Origin of the sequence: Pseudomonas sp. MWU15-20650, assembly GCF_023242475.1 — a bacterium.
In the GTDB taxonomy this organism is placed as follows: domain Bacteria; phylum Pseudomonadota; class Gammaproteobacteria; order Pseudomonadales; family Pseudomonadaceae; genus Aquipseudomonas.
The window spans coordinates 24,011-41,186 of the sequence record NZ_JALJFG010000032.1; the positions used below are offsets into that span (position 1 = coordinate 24,011).

The window sequence follows — 17,176 nt, forward strand, 5'->3', positions numbered from 1 at the left end:
GGAGATCAAACCGTGTGTAGCCGGCAGGGGGGTGTATGAGTTTGCTTCCCTACGTCTGGGCCAAATCCCAGCGCATCCTCCTGCGTCCCGGCGAGGAGGGCCTGTTGTTGACGGTGTGCCCTTCAACCCCCGGCTGGTCGATCAGCGAGGTACAGCGCCAGTTCGGCCAGAGCCCCATTGAACACGTGCGCGACGACGAGCTCGACGGCCTGCTCACCAGTGCCTATGCCGACACCGGCAGTGCCGCCGCCGTGGTCGGCGCCGCTGAAAACGAGGTGGACCTGGACCGCCTGATGCAAGACATGCCCGAGATCACCGACCTGCTCGACACCCAGGACGGTGCCCCGGTGATTCGCATGATCAACGCCTTGCTCACCCAGGCCGCGCGGGATGAGGCCAGCGATATCCATATCGAACCCTACGAAACCCATTCCGTGGTGCGCTACCGCGTCGACGGCACCCTGCGTGATGTGGTCTCGCCGCGCAAGGCACTGCATGGTGCGCTGGTGTCGCGGATCAAGATCATGGCCCAGCTCGACATCGCCGAAAAACGCTTGCCCCAGGATGGCCGCATTGCCCTGCGCGTGGCCGGGCGGCCGATTGATATTCGGGTGTCGACAGTGCCCACCGGGCATGGCGAGCGCGTGGTGATGCGCTTGCTCGACAAGCAGGCCGGGCGTTTGCAGTTGGAAACCTTAGGCATGGAGCCGCAACTGCTGGCGCGCCTCGACACGCTGATTCGCCAGCCCCACGGCATCGTATTGGTCACGGGCCCGACGGGCAGCGGCAAGACCACCAGCCTGTACGCCGCGCTGGCGCGGCTGGATGCGAGCACCAGCAATATCCTCACCGTGGAAGACCCGGTGGAATACGACCTGCCGGGCATCAGCCAGATCCAGGTCAACGCCAAGATCGACATGACCTTCGGCTTGGCCTTGCGCGCGATTCTGCGCCAGGACCCGGACATCATCATGATCGGTGAAATCCGCGACCTGGAGACCGCGCAAATCGCCGTGCAAGCCTCGCTCACCGGCCACTTGGTGCTCGCCACCTTGCACACCAATGACGCGGTGTCGGCGGTCAACCGCTTGGTCGACATGGGCGTGGAGCCGTTCCTGTTGGCGTCGTCCCTGTTGGGCGTTCTGGCCCAACGTCTGGTGCGGCGCCTGTGCCCCCATTGCAAGCAGCAAGATCCGGCCGCGCCCGGTACCTGGCGCCCGGTGGGGTGTGCGCAGTGCAACCAGATCGGCTACAGCGGGCGTACCGGTATCCATGAATTGTTCTGTGTCGATGACGACGTGCGCAGCCTGATCCACCAGGGGGCCGGGGAGCAGGATCTGCGCTTGGCCGCGCGCCGAGCCGGGATGTTCAGTATGCGTGAAGACGGTGAGCGCTGGGTCCGCAGCGGCGCCACCGCCCCCGAAGAAATCCTGCGTGTGACACGGGACGCCTGATGAACCGCTATCGCTATGAAGCCGCCGACGCCAGCGGCAAAGTCGAGGCCGGGCATGTGGAGGCTGACAGCCAGAGCGCTGCGTTTGCCCACTTGCGCGGCCGTGGGTTGACGGCGTTGCGAGTGCAAATCGAAGGGGATCAGCCAACGGCGGCGGGCGGCAGCGTGTTCAGCGCCAAACTGTCGGACAACGACTTGGCCTGGGCCACACGTCAACTGGCGAGCCTGTTGGGGGCCAGCCTGCCGTTGGAAGCGGCGCTGAGCGCGACAGTGGAACAGGCCGAGAAAAAGCACATCGCCCAGACCCTGAGCGCCGTGCGTGCCGATGTGCGCGGGGGCATGCGCCTGGCGGACGCACTGGCCGCGCGGCCACGGGATTTTCCATCGATCTACCGCGCGTTGATCGCGGCAGGCGAGGAGTCCGGTGACCTGGCCCAGGTGATGGAGCGCCTGGCCGACTACATCGAGGAACGCAACAACCTGCGCGGCAAGATCATGACCGCGTTCATCTACCCCGGCGTGGTCGGCCTGGTGTCCATCGGCATCGTGATTTTCCTGTTGAGCTACGTGGTGCCCCAGGTGGTCAGCGCGTTTTCCCAGGCGCGCCAGGACCTGCCGGGGCTGACCTTGGCCATGCTCAATGCCAGCGACTTTATCCGCGCCTGGGGCTGGTTGTGTTTTGCCGGGATCGTGGGCGGTTTCTGGGGCTGGCGCCTGTACTTGCGCAACCCCGTGGCGCGCCTGAACTGGCACAGCCGGGTGTTGCGCTTGCCGCTGATCGGGCGCTTTGTGCTGGGCCTGAACACCGCGCGGTTCGCCTCTACCTTGGCGATCCTCGGCGGGGCCGGGGTGCCGCTGCTGCGTGCCCTGGAAGCGGCGCGCCAGACCTTATCCAACGATCGCCTGAGCCAGTGCGTGAACGACGCAACGGCCAAGGTGCGCGAAGGCGTCAACCTGGCCCCGGCGCTGGCGGTGGAAAAAGTCTTCCCGCCGGTGTTGATCCACTTGATCGCCAGCGGCGAAAAAACCGGTTCGCTGCCGCCGATGCTCGAACGCGCGGCGCAGACCTTGTCGCGGGATATCGAACGTCGCGCCATGGGCATGACGGCGCTGCTGGAGCCGCTGATGATCGTGGTGATGGGCGCGGTGGTGCTGGTGATTGTGATGGCGGTGCTGTTGCCGATCATTGAAATAAATCAGCTGGTCACCTAGGGGGCGTTCTCGGGTTCCTCGTTCTGTCATTTTCCCACCCCGTCGAAGCCGCCTGCGCGGCCTGCAGCCCAGTGGCGAAATTCCCCGCTGAAACCTCGCTGTCACCTGGGCCAAAACCGCTCAAAACCATGACCGAAACACCCGAGAATCTTTCGCAAAATCAAGCGCTTTCTCCCGAGGTTTTTTCCTTTTGCTGTCATCGGATGCTGCGAGATTGCCTACCCATGGCCTCACCCTTCGCCACCCCCGGAACACGGCTTGGGACCGAAGCCATAGCGTCATGCAAGAGCCCTCTACCCCAAAACGTACGAACACGACGAAAGGAGATTCTTCATGTTTAAGCGCACTATGATCGCCGCCTCTTTGGTGGTTGCAGCCCTGGCTTCGGCCCAATCCATGGCCGCGGTGGTCGGTGGCGGTGCCACCCTGCCGGAAAAACTCTACGGCACCACGACCGGTACCGGCATCCTCGCTTCCTCCATTCCAGGTTTTAACGCCTACATCGGCGTTGGTAGCGGCGACGGCAAAAAGGCATTTTTCGGTAACGATTCAACCAAGCTGAAATTGGCCGCCGGCATCACCGTTGACTATGCGGGCAGCGACTCGGTCGTCAGCAGTGCAGAGCTGCTGGCTTACAACAATGACGCCGTCAATGGCCTCTCCGCCTACGGCCCGCTGATCCAAGTCCCGGCTGCTGCCACCTCGGTGACTGTGCCTTATCACATCAACGGCAAAACCTCGCTTAAACTCACCAGCGTTCAACTGGCCAACATCTTCGCCGGCGTGACCAAAAACTGGAATGAAGTGCTGTTCGACGGCGTTGCCGGCCCGAACCTGCCAATCAAAGTGGTGTACCGCACCGAAACCAGCGGCACTACAGAAATTCTGACCACCCACCTCAAGGCGGTAAGCGGTACGTTGTTGCCGGCTGCCAGCAATAGTTTCGCGACGGCTGTCGGGTTCAACCCAGCCGTCAACCCACCCGTCGGTACTCACTATATCGGCGTGGTTGGCAGCCAGGGTGTTGCCGCCGCTGTTGCCGACGTCGACAACAACGGTGCCATCGGCTACGTCAGCCCGGATTACGCACAGTTCAACGATGCCTCTGCGGTGGCTTCGATCAACGGCGCGCTGCCGACCGAAGTCAACGTACAAGTCACCCTCGATACCGTTGCGCCACCTGCCTTGGGCAGCAACGATGCCAAGGATCCGTTGAAGTGGGTTCCCATCTTCGCCAAGCCGACCGCAGGCTACCCGATCGTGGGCTACACCAACCTGGTCTTCAGCCAGTGCTACAAAGACACGACTGACACCGCGCGTATCCGTGCCTTTCTGAACCGTCACTACACCGGCGTGAACAACGCGGCTGTCAGCAGCCACTCGTTCATTCCGTTGTCCGCCACCTGGCAGAAAGCTGTCTACGACAACTTCTACGCCACCACCAGCGCCTTGCGCCTGGGCGACACCAACACCTGCAACGGTATCGGCCGTCCGCTGTAACACCCCGTCTCGACAGGGTTAGCCCCACGACCGGCAATGACTTCGCGTCATTGCCGGTTTTGTCGTTTTCCGGCGCGACCCGCCAGTTGAACCGCACTGCATGAACATTGTGTGACAACAGTTCGGTCGCATCCCTCGGCAACCGCCTTAAGCAATAACCCCGACACGTGGCCGCGCTGTGTTCGCGCGTCCGTCGTTCGCCTGCCCCGTCAAAAGGACCTGTAAGTGATGCGTTCCCGACTGAAGCTGCCTGCTACCCGTGCCGCCAAGGTACCTGCCACCGCGGGTCAAGTGTTACTCCTCAAACCCCTGGCCCAGGTGATTGCGCTGCTGGTGTTTGCCGGTGGCGCGCAGGCGGCGCAGCCCCAGGCGTTCAGTTCGGGCTGGTTTGCCGCCAAGGGCGCGGCGCAGGCGGCCGGCGGCGCACGTCCGGGGGTGGTGCTGCCGGGCACGCCGCCGCCGTTGTCCCAGCAGCAGCGGGGCAACGAGCAGTTGCAGCGCTCCTTGCAGAATCTCAATACCAGCGTCGCCGCGATTGCCGCGCAACAGGCGGTGCAGGCGGCAGCCAGAAGCAACGCCAGTGCGGGTCCGCAGAGCGTCCACAACGGCCTGGGCGGCAATGGCCTGAATGTGGTGATCGGTGCTGACGGCAAACCGCTGTTCGTCAACGCCGAAGGGCCGGTACAGACCGATGCCAACGGCAAGACACTGGTGTCGATCAAGCAAACCGCCGACAAGGCGATCCTCAATTGGCAAACCTTCAACGTGGGCCGCGACACCACTGTGCAGTTCCAGCAGAACAGCGATTGGGCGCTGCTCAACAAGATCAACAACAGCACTGCGCCGAGCCAGATCCAGGGGGCGATCAAGGCTGACGGCACGGTGATGATCGTCAACGGCAACGGTGTGGTGTTCAGCGGCAGCAGCCAGGTCAACGTGCGCAATCTGGTGGCGGCGGCCACGGGGTTCAGCGATGAGCAATTCACCGCCAGGGGCCTGTACAGCTCAAGCAATACCGCGCCCAGTTTTACCCAGGCGGCCGGCCATGTGACGGTCGAGCGCGGCGCGCAGATCCAGACCCAGGTGCCTGCCACCTCGACCGCAGGGGGCGGCTATGTGCTGCTGCTCGGCAAAGAGGTGCATAACGCCGGGAGTATTTCCACCGTGCGGGGCCAGACCACCCTGGCGGCGGGCGATAGCTTTGTGATCAAGAAGGGCTACAGCACCGACGGCAATGTCACCTCTACCACTCGCGGCAATGAAGTCAGCGCCACGGGCAGCGGCAAGGCCAGCAACAGCGGGCTGATTCAGGCGTCCACCGGTGACATCACCCTGACCGGCCAGCAGGTGTTGCAAAACGGTGTGTTGCTCACCAGTTCTTCGGTGGACGCACGGGGCACCTTGCACTTGAAGGGCACGGGCAACAACGCCAGCGTGAGCCTGGGGGAGGGCAGCCTCAGCGCGATCCTGCTCGACAGCAGCAACGCCCTCGACAGCCAGCGCGCCGGGTTGATCACGCCGTCGGTTGACCAGGCTGGCAACGTCGTGCCGGCTGACGTCTACCGCCGCGACCAATCGTTGCTGGAGATCACCAGCGACGGCAGCGTGGACTTTCGCAGCGGCTCCCTGACCCTGGCGACGGGTGGCCAGGTCGGCGTCAAGGCGGCGCAGCGCACCTTGGTCCGCGATGGCGCGGTCATCGACGTGTCCGGCGCCATCGGCGTCAAGTTGGCGATGGAGTCCAACAGCGTCAAGGTCAACATTCAGGGCAACGAGCAGCGCGATGCGGCGGTCAACCGTGACGGTAAGGCTCTCAACAACAACGATGTGTGGGTGGATGTCCGCGACCTGATCTTTGTGCCGGCCGGCACCAACGGCTATGCGACTGACCGCTGGTACACCGCAGGCGGTTTGCTGGAGGTGGGCGGTTACTTGGGCACCCGCAACCATGGCATTGGCGAGTGGATGGCCCAGGGCGGCACGGTAACGTTCGGCGGGAAGGACGTCGTCACCCAGCAGGGCTCGCAGATCAACCTGTCGGGCGGCACCCTCGACGTGCAGGCCGGCAAAATCCAGCAAACCTGGCTCAAGGGCCCTGACGGGCGCTTGTACGAACTGTCCAGTGCGCCGGGGGATCTGCTCTATACCGGGATCTACAAGGGTTACGAAGACCACAGCCAGCGTTGGGGCGTGACCGACTATTACTACAACCCGCTGATCGCACCGCGTGAACGCAGCGAAGCCGGCTATACCGTCGGGCGTGATGCCGGGCGCCTGGTCGTCAGTACCGCCAGCGCCGTGCTCGAGGGGCAGATTGTCGGCGACACCTACCAGGGTGAGCGCCAGACCCAGGCCGCGCAAAAAGGCCTGGACGGTTATCTGCAATCGCAAAAAGCCGTGGCGCGCGGCGCCGCCTTGATGGTCGGCAGCTACGTGCCGTATTACCTCAAGGACAGCGCCCAGTTGCAGTACGCCCTGGGCGCAGATGTGGGCACGGTGAAAAACGTGGTGCTGGGGCCGCGCGCCGAGGCTATCGCGGCCGGGTTGGACTTGAACAGCGTGCTGCCGGCTGAGCGGGCGTCCACGCTGTATCTGGACAACGATGCCTTGAATGCGACGAAACTGGGCTCGATCAACATCGCCGGCACCGGTTCGATTCTGGTCAACGGCGCGCTGGAAGTGGCACCGGGCGGTGACATAACCCTGTTCGGTCCGAAGGTCGAGGTGAACGCCAACCTGACCGCGCATTCCGGCAGCCTGCAACTGGGCAACGTATTGGCGCAGATCACGCCCACCGGCAAAGCCGACGTGACCCTTGGCGGGCGCGGCAGCTTGACGGTAAACACTGGCGTGTCCCTGGACACCAGCGGCCTATGGAGCAACCAACTGCTGAGCGCCGGTGACAGCAGCCGGTTGCCTTACCTTAACGGCGGCAGTGTGGCATTGCGCAGCAGTGGTGATGTGACGCTGGCGGCGGCCAGCCGGGTGGATGTGTCCTCCGGCGCGGCCCTGGATGCCAGGAACCAACTGATCGGCGGCAAGGGCGGTGACCTGACGCTGGCGGCCAACGCCAACAGCGCCGACAGCCGGGGCAACCTGGCCCTCAAGGGCGAGTTGCTCGGGTATGGGGTCAATGGCGGTGGACGCTTGAGTGTGCAGGCCGGCAAGGTGCTGATCAGTGATCAACCTGCTGCGCCCCAAGCCGGCACACTGCAACTCGACAGTGGCTTCTTCAACAAGGGCTTTGGTGCCTATGACATCACCGGCAATGAAGGTTTGCTGGTTGCCGATGGCACTCAGGTCAACGTCACCGCGCCGGTATACCGCCTCAATGACACCGCGCAAAACCTGGTGAGCGGCGCCGACCCGCGCAGCGCATTGCAAATCTGGACCCCACCGCAATACCGCGAAACCCCCACCAAGGGTCAGTTGACGCCACGCAAAGGTGCAAGCCTGAACCTGCAAGCCGGCACAACATTGTCCACTGCCGCGCAGATGGCGGCGGTGCAGGCGCGTATTGGCCAAGGTGCGGTGATCAACGTGGATCCGGGCCAGTCCATCGGCGTGCGCAGCATTGGCCAGTTGACCGTGGACGGCACGTTGAATGCCTGGGGCGGCAACATCACTCTGGGTGGCGTCAGTGTGCAGCCCACGGTGGCCGATGGCGTTGAAGCCAAAGGCCACGAGCGTTCGATCTGGGTCGGCGAACACGCCATGCTGGATGTGGCCGCACGCGCAGCCACTGCCGTCGACAGCCTGGGTCGACGCTACGGCGTGGTGGGCCAGGGCGGCACTATCGTGATTGGCGGGATGATCGACCCGGCCACCGGAATCGCCAGCGCCGCCAACCTGTTTGTGGTGGTGCGCGAAGGCGCACGCCTGGACGCCTCCGGCAGCCAGGCCGTGCTGGACCTTTCCGGTGGCGGTCCCACGCTGGTCGCCAGCCGTGGCGGCAACATCTCCCTGGCTTCCAACAATGGCCTATATCTGGACGGCACGCTTAGAGCCAACAGCGGCGGCGCCGGTGCGGCGGGTGGGAGCCTGAACGTGGCCCTGGAAACGCCGTTGTACCTCGATACCGCCGTTGCCCGTGTACGCCAGGCGCGTGAATTGATCGTCAGTGCCGCCGATTCAGGCGCGCCTTTACCGATCGGCAGTACGCCCGAGTCGGTTAAGGCTGGCCTGACCTACGGCCATGGTCGGTTGACGGCCAGCCAGGTCAACGCCGGCGGTTTCGACAACCTCTCACTGCTGAGCAACGGCCTGATCAGCTTCGACGGTGACATGTCCCTGCGTCTGGGGCAGAGCCTGAACCTGTACTCAGGGGCCATGGCCTTGACCGATGACGCCGCGAGGCAGTCCCAGGTGGTGTTGGCTGCACCCTATGTGCTTTTGGCCGGGGTGGGCAACAACAATAGCGGCACCGACAGTGCAGTACGCCCGACGGTGCAAGGTGGGGTTTCCTCACAGGCTGCAGCTGGCAGCTTGAGGGTTGAAGCCGCAAACGTGTTGGACCTGCGTGACAGCGTCAACTTCGGCGCCCATGCCGAACGCTCCAAAGCCTTGGCCAATGGGATCGACCGGCGCGCCTTCGACGAGGCCCACTTGGTCAGCCAGGGGGACATGCGCTTTCTGGCCCGCAGCGCTGACAAGACCAAAACCGCCCTGACCACCCAAGCCGACCTGAACCTGATCGCCGCGCAGATTTACCCGACTACCGGGGCCGTTGCCGAGGTCACGGCTGGCAACACCGGCGGTGACTTTGACCCAGCGCGTACGTTGCGCATCGGCCGGGTTGGCAGTACGGCCCCGGCGCTGCCGTACTCAGTGTTCGGTAGCTTGTTGCTGAACGCCTCGACCATCGAGCAAGGCGGCGTGCTGCGCGCGCCCATGGGCAGTCTCAGCTTGGGCGTGGACGGCGGCATCACCCGCTCAACCAAAGTGATCAATCTGTTGCCGGGCAGCCTGACCTCCGTCAGCGCTGGCGGCTTGGTGTTGCCCTATGGTGGAACAGTCGACGGTGTGACCTGGCGGTACAACGGCGCGCAGGTGGAGTTGCTGGGGGTCGGCGGCACCCGTAGCACAGGTAATATGGCGGTCGGGGTGGCGCTGACGGGGCGCTCGCTGAATGTGCAGCAGGACGCGATTCTTGACCTTTCCGGTGGTGGCGAGCTGCTCGGTGCGGCATTTGTTTCCGGGCGCGGCGGTTCTACCGATGCGCGCTACAACCCCTTGGTGCAAATGGGCGCGGATGGGCGTTTCACCTTGCCGGGGCTGGGCACCAACCCGGTCTATGCGATCGTTCCCGGCGCTCAGCCCGGGGTGGCGCCCAGTGGTGGTGAAGCGGGGGCGATTGCGCCGCTGGCAGGCCAACAAATCAACATCGGCACCGGCGTACCCGGCCTGCCGGCAGGTACCTACACCTTGCTGCCGTCCACTTACGCCTTGTTGCCAGGGGCATTTCGAGTGGAGATCAACGGCTTGGCAGCGCCGTTTGCCAGCGGCTCCCTGCGCAGCGCTGCGGGCATGAATAACGGCTCCTTGTCGACTGAAGGCGTCCTGTCGATTGCCGGCACTGGCATCCGTGACAGTTTGTCGAGCCAGGTGATCGTCACCCCGGCGGCGGTATTGCGCCGTTATTCCCAATACAACGAGACTCCCTACGCGGACTTTGTTCGCGCTGATGCCGCGCGCCTGGGTGTGCCACGCGCGGCGCTTGAAGCCGACGCCAAAACCCTGAAGTTGCGACTGGTGGACGGCCAAGGAGGCCTGGGCTTCGGCTTTGACGGTGAGGGTCGCTTTAAACCCTCGGAAGGCGGATTTGGTGCCACTGTCGCGTTGCTGTCCGGCGGCGGCATTGAGGTGCTTGGCGATACTGCCCAAGCCAGTCCCGCTGCGTCGATGGTGTCGGTGCGCGCCAGCGACTTGAATGCCTTGGGGGCCGCCCGTTTGGTGGTGGGCGGTGAACTGACGGTGGTGTATGGCCAAAGTGGCAACTTCGTCAGGTCCGACCTGGCAGCTACCACGGCGAGCTCGGTGGTTGTGCGCCAGGGCGCGACCCTGGCGGCGCCGGAGGTGTTCCTGGTGACGGGCAGGTCCTCGGGTGCCATTGAAATCGAGCAAGGTGCATCAATCAATACCTTGGGGCGCGGCAAGGCCGCCTATGATTCGGATAATGGCTTTATCTATCAGCCAGGCACACGCAGTATGTTGGCTGTCTCCAATGGGCGCTTGCAGATGCTGGCGCCGGTAAACGGTGACGGTCTCGGCGGGCCGGGCAGCATCCTCATCGGCCAATGCAGCCTGGGTGCCTGCGGCGGCAACGCGTCACTTTATTCCGAAGGCTCGATTGCCTTTGCCACCATCAACCGATTTGCCTTGAGTGACAGCGTGCGCTACGGCACCCGCCATCTGGCCCTGGCGGTGGGTGGGATCAACGTTGGCAGTGCCGAGGTGCTGGCCGACGCGGCTGCGCGTGGTGTGTTGCCGTCGGGCCTGACCCTCAACCAGCAGGTGCTGGACCGCCTGCTGCGCGGCGATGCTTCCAACGGTGCACCGGCCCTGCAAAGCCTGGCGCTGACCGCCGGGCAATCGTTGAATTTTTATGGCAGCACTACGCTGAGCACCCTCGACAGTTCGGGTAAGTCGCTGCTCGATGAACTGCTGCTGACCACGCCTGCGATCTATGGGTATGGCAGCGCCAGTGATGTGGCGCTGATCCAGACCGGCACCCTGGTATGGGGTGGCGCCACCAGCACGCCGCCAGCCGTGATCAGCAAGGGGGCGGGTACCGGCAGCGGCACTCTGGAGTTGCAGGCCCGGCGCATCGCGTTCGGTTATGGCCGCGATGCCCAGCCCGACAGCCTGGCCAACAATGGCCGCATGACGCTGGGCTTCGCCACGGTCAACCTCAACGCCAGCGAACGTATCACGGCCAACCACAAAGGCAGCCTGACGGTACATCAGACCCAGGGTGCGTACGAGGCTGGCAAAGGCTTCGCCTACAGCGGCGGCAACCTGAACATCAGCACGCCGTTGTTGACCGGCGAAGCCGGCTCGGTCAACCGCATCAGCGTCGGTGGCGCGTTGACTGTGAAGGCCCCGGTCAGCGGCACGACGCCAGTAAATGCAGCGGCCATCGACGCCTTGGGCGCCGAGCTGCTGCTGTCCGGTCGCAGCGTGGCGTTGGAGACCTCGGTGGTGCTGCCGAGCGGCAAACTTACCCTCAGCGCCGATGAAGAGCTGACCCTGGGCGCGGCTTCGCGACTGGACCTCAGTGGTCGCAAAGTACAGATCAGCGATGTGAGTAAATACAGCTGGGGCGGTGATGTCAGCCTGGAAAGCCGTCACGGCAACATTCGTCAGGCGACAGGCTCGCTGATCGATCTGTCTGCGCAATTCAATCAGGGCGGCTTGCTCAAGGCTGTGGCGGTGGACGCCGGTGCCGGGCAGGTCGACTTGCAAGGGCAGGTTCGCGCCGGCAGCAGCGGCTATTACGATGCCGGTGGCACCTTGGTGCCGTACAAGGCCGGTGGCGTGGACATCCGTGCGCAGCAGCTGGGTGATTTCGCCGCCTTGAACCAGCGCTTGAACCAGGGCCAGGTGTTTGGCTCGCGCAGCTTCCAGCTCAAGCAGGGCAACCTGGTGATTGGCGACGAACTCAAGGCCAATCAAGTCAATGTCTCGGTGGATAACGGCAGCCTGACGGTGCTGGGCACTATCGACGCCAGTGGCGAGCGGGTCGGCAGTATTCGCCTGGCCGGCCAGCAGGGCCTGACCCTTGCCGGCAGTGCTGTGCTGGATGCGCATGGCACCGCGTTGCGGGTCGACAGCTACGGCAAGATCATCGATGCACCGAACCGGGCGATGGTGGAACTCAACAGTGGCGACGGTCAATTGACCTTGGCCGATGGCGCGCGCATCGACCTGCGCCACGGTACTGCTGCGGTCCTGGGCAGTGGTCCGGGCTACTACGACGGCGTGGCCCGGGGCACGCTGGAATTGAACGCACCACGGCTCAATGCCAATGACGTGGCCATCGACGCGAGTGGGCAGGTCAACATTCAGGGCGCGCGCTCCATCGCGGTCAACGCGGTGGCCCGTTATACCGATGCGCCAGTGGGCACCGAGCTCTCGGCTGATGGCCGTCCGTATCAGGTGATTGACCAGAACTACCTCAAGCAAAAACACGCGCTTGCCGAGGCTTTTATCAACAGCGCCTTGAACAACACCGGGCTGATGAAGGGCAAGCTCGCGGGTTTGAACAACAGCCGCTACACCGAGGCCTTCCACTTGCGCCCAGGCGTGGAGATCGTCACCCAGGGCGACTTGGTGGTCAGTGGCGACCTGGACCTTTCCGGTTACCGTTATGCCAGCGTCAACCCCAACACGCCCAAGACCACGGTGTACGGCTCGGGTGAGGTGGGCAGCCTGGTGGTGCGTGCCGGTGGCAACATCAATGTCTACGGCAGCATCAACGACGGCTTCGCTCCACCCCCCGCAACCCCGGACGACAATGGCTGGGTGTTGACCCCGGGTCTGCAAGGGTTCGGTGCCGATGTGATCGTACCCGGCCCCGGCGTGGTCCTGGCAAACGGCAGTGCGTTCCCCACGGGCAAGACCCTCAACTACCCGTTGCCGATCCAGGCCACCACGCTGGCCCAAGGCACCGTGCTGCCGACCCAGGGTACACTCGCCGCGCCACTGACCCTGCCGGCCAACACCGTGCTGAGCGCGGCGGTACGCGACGGCACCGGCAACCTGTTGTATGCCGCCGGCACCTTGTTGCAACAACCTGTGGTGCTGGCCGCCGGTACGCAACTGGAGGCAGGTACGGTGTTGGCGGGCGCGGCTTCCCTGCGTGCCATGACCTGGCCTGCGGGCGTGCCACTGCCCAGCCGTGGGGCCGTGGCGGGCAGTGCCACCGACGGTGTGTTGCTGGCCGGCGAACTGGCACTCAAGGTGGGGGCGCTGATCCCTTACGGCACCGACGTCAAGTTGCCCAATGGCCAGGTATCGGTGCCGTTGCGCACCGTGACCGGCGCCACCGCGCGACAGAACTGGGCCGTTGCGCCGATGCTGGCCGAGGGCTCGCAGTCGTGGTCATTGCGCCTGGTGTCCGGTGCCGATACCCGGGCCGCCGACACCCGTGCGATCCAGCCGACCTATGCCGGGGACCTGACCCTGGCCGATACGCACTACGGCATCTACGAGACCCACGACAAGATCATCATCCCGGCTCAACCGGCTCGGCCGGGTGGGGCGTGGTACTGGAGTGACTTTGCTGCAGAGCTGTTTGGCGTCGAGGCGGGGACGCCGGTGCCGGAGTCCGGGTGGGGCTCATGTGACGAGCCTGACATCTGTGTTCGAGTCAAATACGTGTGGAGTGATATTGCGGAGCTCTTCGGTTTTGTTCCCGGGCAACCGGTATCGCCTCAGGACGAAAGTTCCTGTGACCCGGAACTGTGCATATCCCTGGGCGAACCGATTCCGGCAATACCCGAGCAGGTGACCATCGGGAAGGTGAAACTGGTCTCGCCAGTGAACCAGCACTTCAGCGTCTTGCGCACCGGTACCGGAGATCTGGACCTGATCGCTGCAGGCAATGTGACGATGCAGTCACCCTTTGGCATCTACACCGCTGGCGCTTCCAGCGCATCGCGCGCAGGCAGCGCCGGCGACGACTTCAACCGCGCTCGCGCCACCGCTGCGGATGGGACGGTGCTGGGCAGCGCGGCCAAGGCCTATGAAGCCTTGGTGGACAAAAACAGCCCCTACGCCGCCTGGTATCCCGATGGGGGCGGCAATGTGTTGCTGCGCACGGGTGGCAGCCTCAAAGGCGATGTCTGGACGCCGCTCACCAATAACACAATGCCCAACGACGGTCGCGTTCAACTCAACAGCGCGAATCTGGGTAATTGGCTGTGGCGCCAAGGTACGGGCAACACGGCGGGTACGACGCCCATCCCCACCAGTTGGTGGGTCAACTTTGGCACTTATGTGAAGGGCGAAAGTGGTGCCAACCAGTATTTCGAAGACGTTGCACAGATAAACCTGCTGCCGCGCCTGGTGGGATTCACCGGTATCGGCACCCTGGGTGGCGGCAACCTGACCCTGGACCTGGGCAGCGATGGCGGCATGCAGACTCGCCGTGGCTCCGACGACGGTGGGCGGGCACCCCGCAGCCAGGCGTTGGTGTTGGCAGTGGGTAGCACCGGGCGGATGGTCGACGGTCAATTACTGCTCACCGGTGGCGGTGACCTGGATGTGCGTATGGGCGGGGATTTGAACCCAGGGCTGGACGCTCGTGCGATCCGGCCTAATACCGCCAGCGTGCTGTCAAGCGACGTCAAGGCAGAAACCCTCAGCCTCAACGGTGTATTCACCAACCTGCGCGGCGCCTTGAACCTGCGGACCGGCAGCCTGGGGGGCATTGCCTTGAACTATGGCGGTATGCGTGGCGATCAGGACGCCAAGGACACCCGGGCCTACTCGCCGTATACCGCAAGCCTGGGCACGGCCACCGGCGGGATTACGTTGATGCTCGGCGATGCCACGGCCAACCTGTCGACTCGAGGTGACTTGGTGCTGGGGGGGACGGGGGACCCAGGGCGTGTCGCCACCGAAAACACCCAGGCGTTCAATTACAACGGGCAAGACTATGGTAATGGCACCACCTGGTTCTCGTTATGGACCGCGCGGACTGCTATCGACATGTTCTCCGCAGGAGGCAATTTGACGCCTAGCGTGCAGAGCGTGTCGCTTCGCGCAGGGGGCAGCACTGAAGCACTGCAAGGGCAGAACTACTCAAGCTCGGATGGACGCTTCATTTTCCCTTCCAGGCTGGGCGTGGTGGCCGCCAATGGCAGTGTCTATCTCGGCCCGTCGGCGTTGGGCAGTGGCCCGCAGCTCAACAACCCGGGTTACTCGTTATTACTCGCGCCGTCGAGCCAGGGGCGGCTGACGATGTTGGCCGGGGATTCGATCTACGCCAATGGCTACGCGGTCAACCAGTCGGGTGATAGCCTGGGTTCCATGCCGACGCCTTTTGCACCGGCCTTTGTCGGCAGGAACGGATTAAGCCGGGTCGTCGGCAACCTGGGCAGTGAGGCGATAGAGGCCGACTTCTCCTTGTTCGCCTTACGTAGCCCTACCGATCTGACGCGCCCGGGCGCCCAGGCAGAGCCGGCCCGGTTTTACGCCCGGCAAGGCGATATCGTCGGGCTGCGCAGTGGTGAGATCATAACGTTCATCGGCGCACGGCAGGGGCAAGTGCGCTATGAGTCCGCAGGCCCGGTGTGGATGCGGGCGGGGCGCGACATTGTCGGTTCCGGCACGTACCTGGGCACGTCCACGGTGTTTCCTGCGCTGGCGGCCGATAATGGCGATTACTCGGGCAAAAGCCGCGGCAACCTGTTCGTGCATAACCGTCCTGAAGATGTCTCGGTGGTGTCGGCCGGGCGCGACATTGTGTACAGCAGCTTCAACGTTGCTGGCCCCGGTAGCCTGGAAGTCAGCGCGGGGCGCAATCTGTTGATGGAAGACAAAGCCTCCATCACCAGTCTGGGCCCGGTGGCGGTGGGGGATTCGCGGCCCGGTGCGTCCATCGTGCTGGAGGCCGGGGTAGGGCCCAATGGCCTGGATTACCTGAAGTTCGTCACGCCTTACCTGGACCGTGCCAACCAGGCGGTCGAAGGTGTACCCCTGGCCGGGCAGGCCGGCAAAGTGGCGAAAACCTACGAAACCGAACTGCTGCAATGGCTCAAGGAGCGCTATGCCTTCAGTGGCGACGCCGACCAGGCCCGGGTGTATTTCGCCAGCCTGGGCCCTGAGCAACAGCGCATCTTCGCGCGCTCGGTGTACTTCGCCGAAGTGCGTGAGGGAGGGCGTGAATTCAACCTGAGCGCAGGCCCGCGTGCCGGCAGCTTTGTGCGCAGCCGCGCGGCTATCGACGGGCTGTTGCCGAGCAAGGACGTGGCGGGCAACCCGATCGTGTATGACGGCGATATCACCCTGTATGGCGGTGCCGGCGTGCATACCCTGTTTGGCGGCAATATCCAGATGCTCAGCCCGGGCGGGCAGCAGGTGTTCGGCATTGAAGGCGCCGCGCCACCGGCCAGTGCCGGCGTGCTGACCCAAGGTGCGGGAGACATCCAGTTGTATTCCCAAGGCAGCATCCTGCTGGGCCAGAGCCGCATCATGACGACGTTTGGCGGAGCGATTCTGGCCTGGTCCAACAACGGCGATATCAACGCCGGCCGTGGTTCGAAAACCACCGTGCTCTACACCCCGCCCAAGCGGGTGTATGACACCTGGGGCAATGTGACGTTGTCACCCAACGTGCCGAGTTCAGGTGCGGGTATTGCCACCCTGGCCCCGATTGCCGAAGTGCCGGCCGGTGACATCGACCTGTTGGCCCCGGCGGGCACCATCGACGCGGGCGAAGCGGGCATCCGGGTCTCCGGCAACGTCAACATCGCCGCCTTGCATGTGGTCAACGCGGCCAACATCCAGACCCAGGGCAAGTCGACCGGGGTGCCGGTGACGGCGGCGGTGAACACCGGCGCGATGACCTCGGCCAGCGCGGCAGGGGCGGCGGCGTCCCAGGCAGCGGAGGATGCGGCGCGCAGCCAGCAGGCAGCGGCGAAGCAGGGCAGGGCGTCGATCGTGACGGTCGAGGTGCTGGGTTTTGGCACCGAGCCGGTGCCGCGTGAAGCGCAGCAGAAAACGTCCGGGTATAACCCGAACAGCCCGGTGCAGGTGTTGGGCGCGGGGCCTTTGAGTGACCAGGCGCGAGCGCGGTTGACGGATGAAGAGCGCCAGCAGATCAGTTTGTAAAAGAACCTCTCGATGTACCTTTGGGGCGATCGGTGATCGCCCCTTTTTTATGGGGTTGCGAACAACCTGTGGCGAGCGGGCTTGTTGTGGCGAGCGGGCTTGCCCCGCGTTGGGCTGCGCAGCAGCCCCAAAAGCTGTCTCTGCGGAGTATCGGGTACACCGCATTCGTTCTTC

The 17,176-nt window shown here is 64.2% G+C and carries 4 protein-coding genes; all 4 read left to right on the forward strand.

Annotated features, from left to right (window positions below; genetic code table 11):
* The first annotated feature begins 35 nt into the window (after positions 1-35).
* The 4 genes from gspE to M5B43_RS21010 all read left to right on the forward strand — a co-directional run bounded on the left by gspE (position 36) and on the right by M5B43_RS21010 (position 17,002).
* Positions 36-1,454, forward strand: a complete 1,419-nt coding sequence (gene gspE / locus M5B43_RS20995; protein WP_248751911.1) for a type II secretion system ATPase GspE — start codon at positions 36-38, stop codon at positions 1,452-1,454.
* Positions 1,454-2,665: a type II secretion system inner membrane protein GspF gene (gspF, locus tag M5B43_RS21000; RefSeq protein WP_248751912.1), complete on the forward strand. Its 1,212-nt coding sequence runs from the start codon at positions 1,454-1,456 to the stop codon at positions 2,663-2,665. The genes gspE and gspF overlap by 1 nt, the downstream gene beginning before the upstream one ends.
* A gap of 333 nt (positions 2,666-2,998) precedes the next feature.
* Positions 2,999-4,165: a substrate-binding domain-containing protein gene (locus M5B43_RS21005; RefSeq protein ID WP_248751913.1), complete on the forward strand. Its 1,167-nt coding sequence runs from the start codon at positions 2,999-3,001 to the stop codon at positions 4,163-4,165.
* A gap of 228 nt (positions 4,166-4,393) precedes the next feature.
* Positions 4,394-17,002, forward strand: coding sequence for a filamentous haemagglutinin family protein (locus M5B43_RS21010; protein WP_248751914.1), 12,609 nt, complete (start codon positions 4,394-4,396; stop codon positions 17,000-17,002).
* Positions 17,003-17,176: the final 174 nt, after the last annotated feature.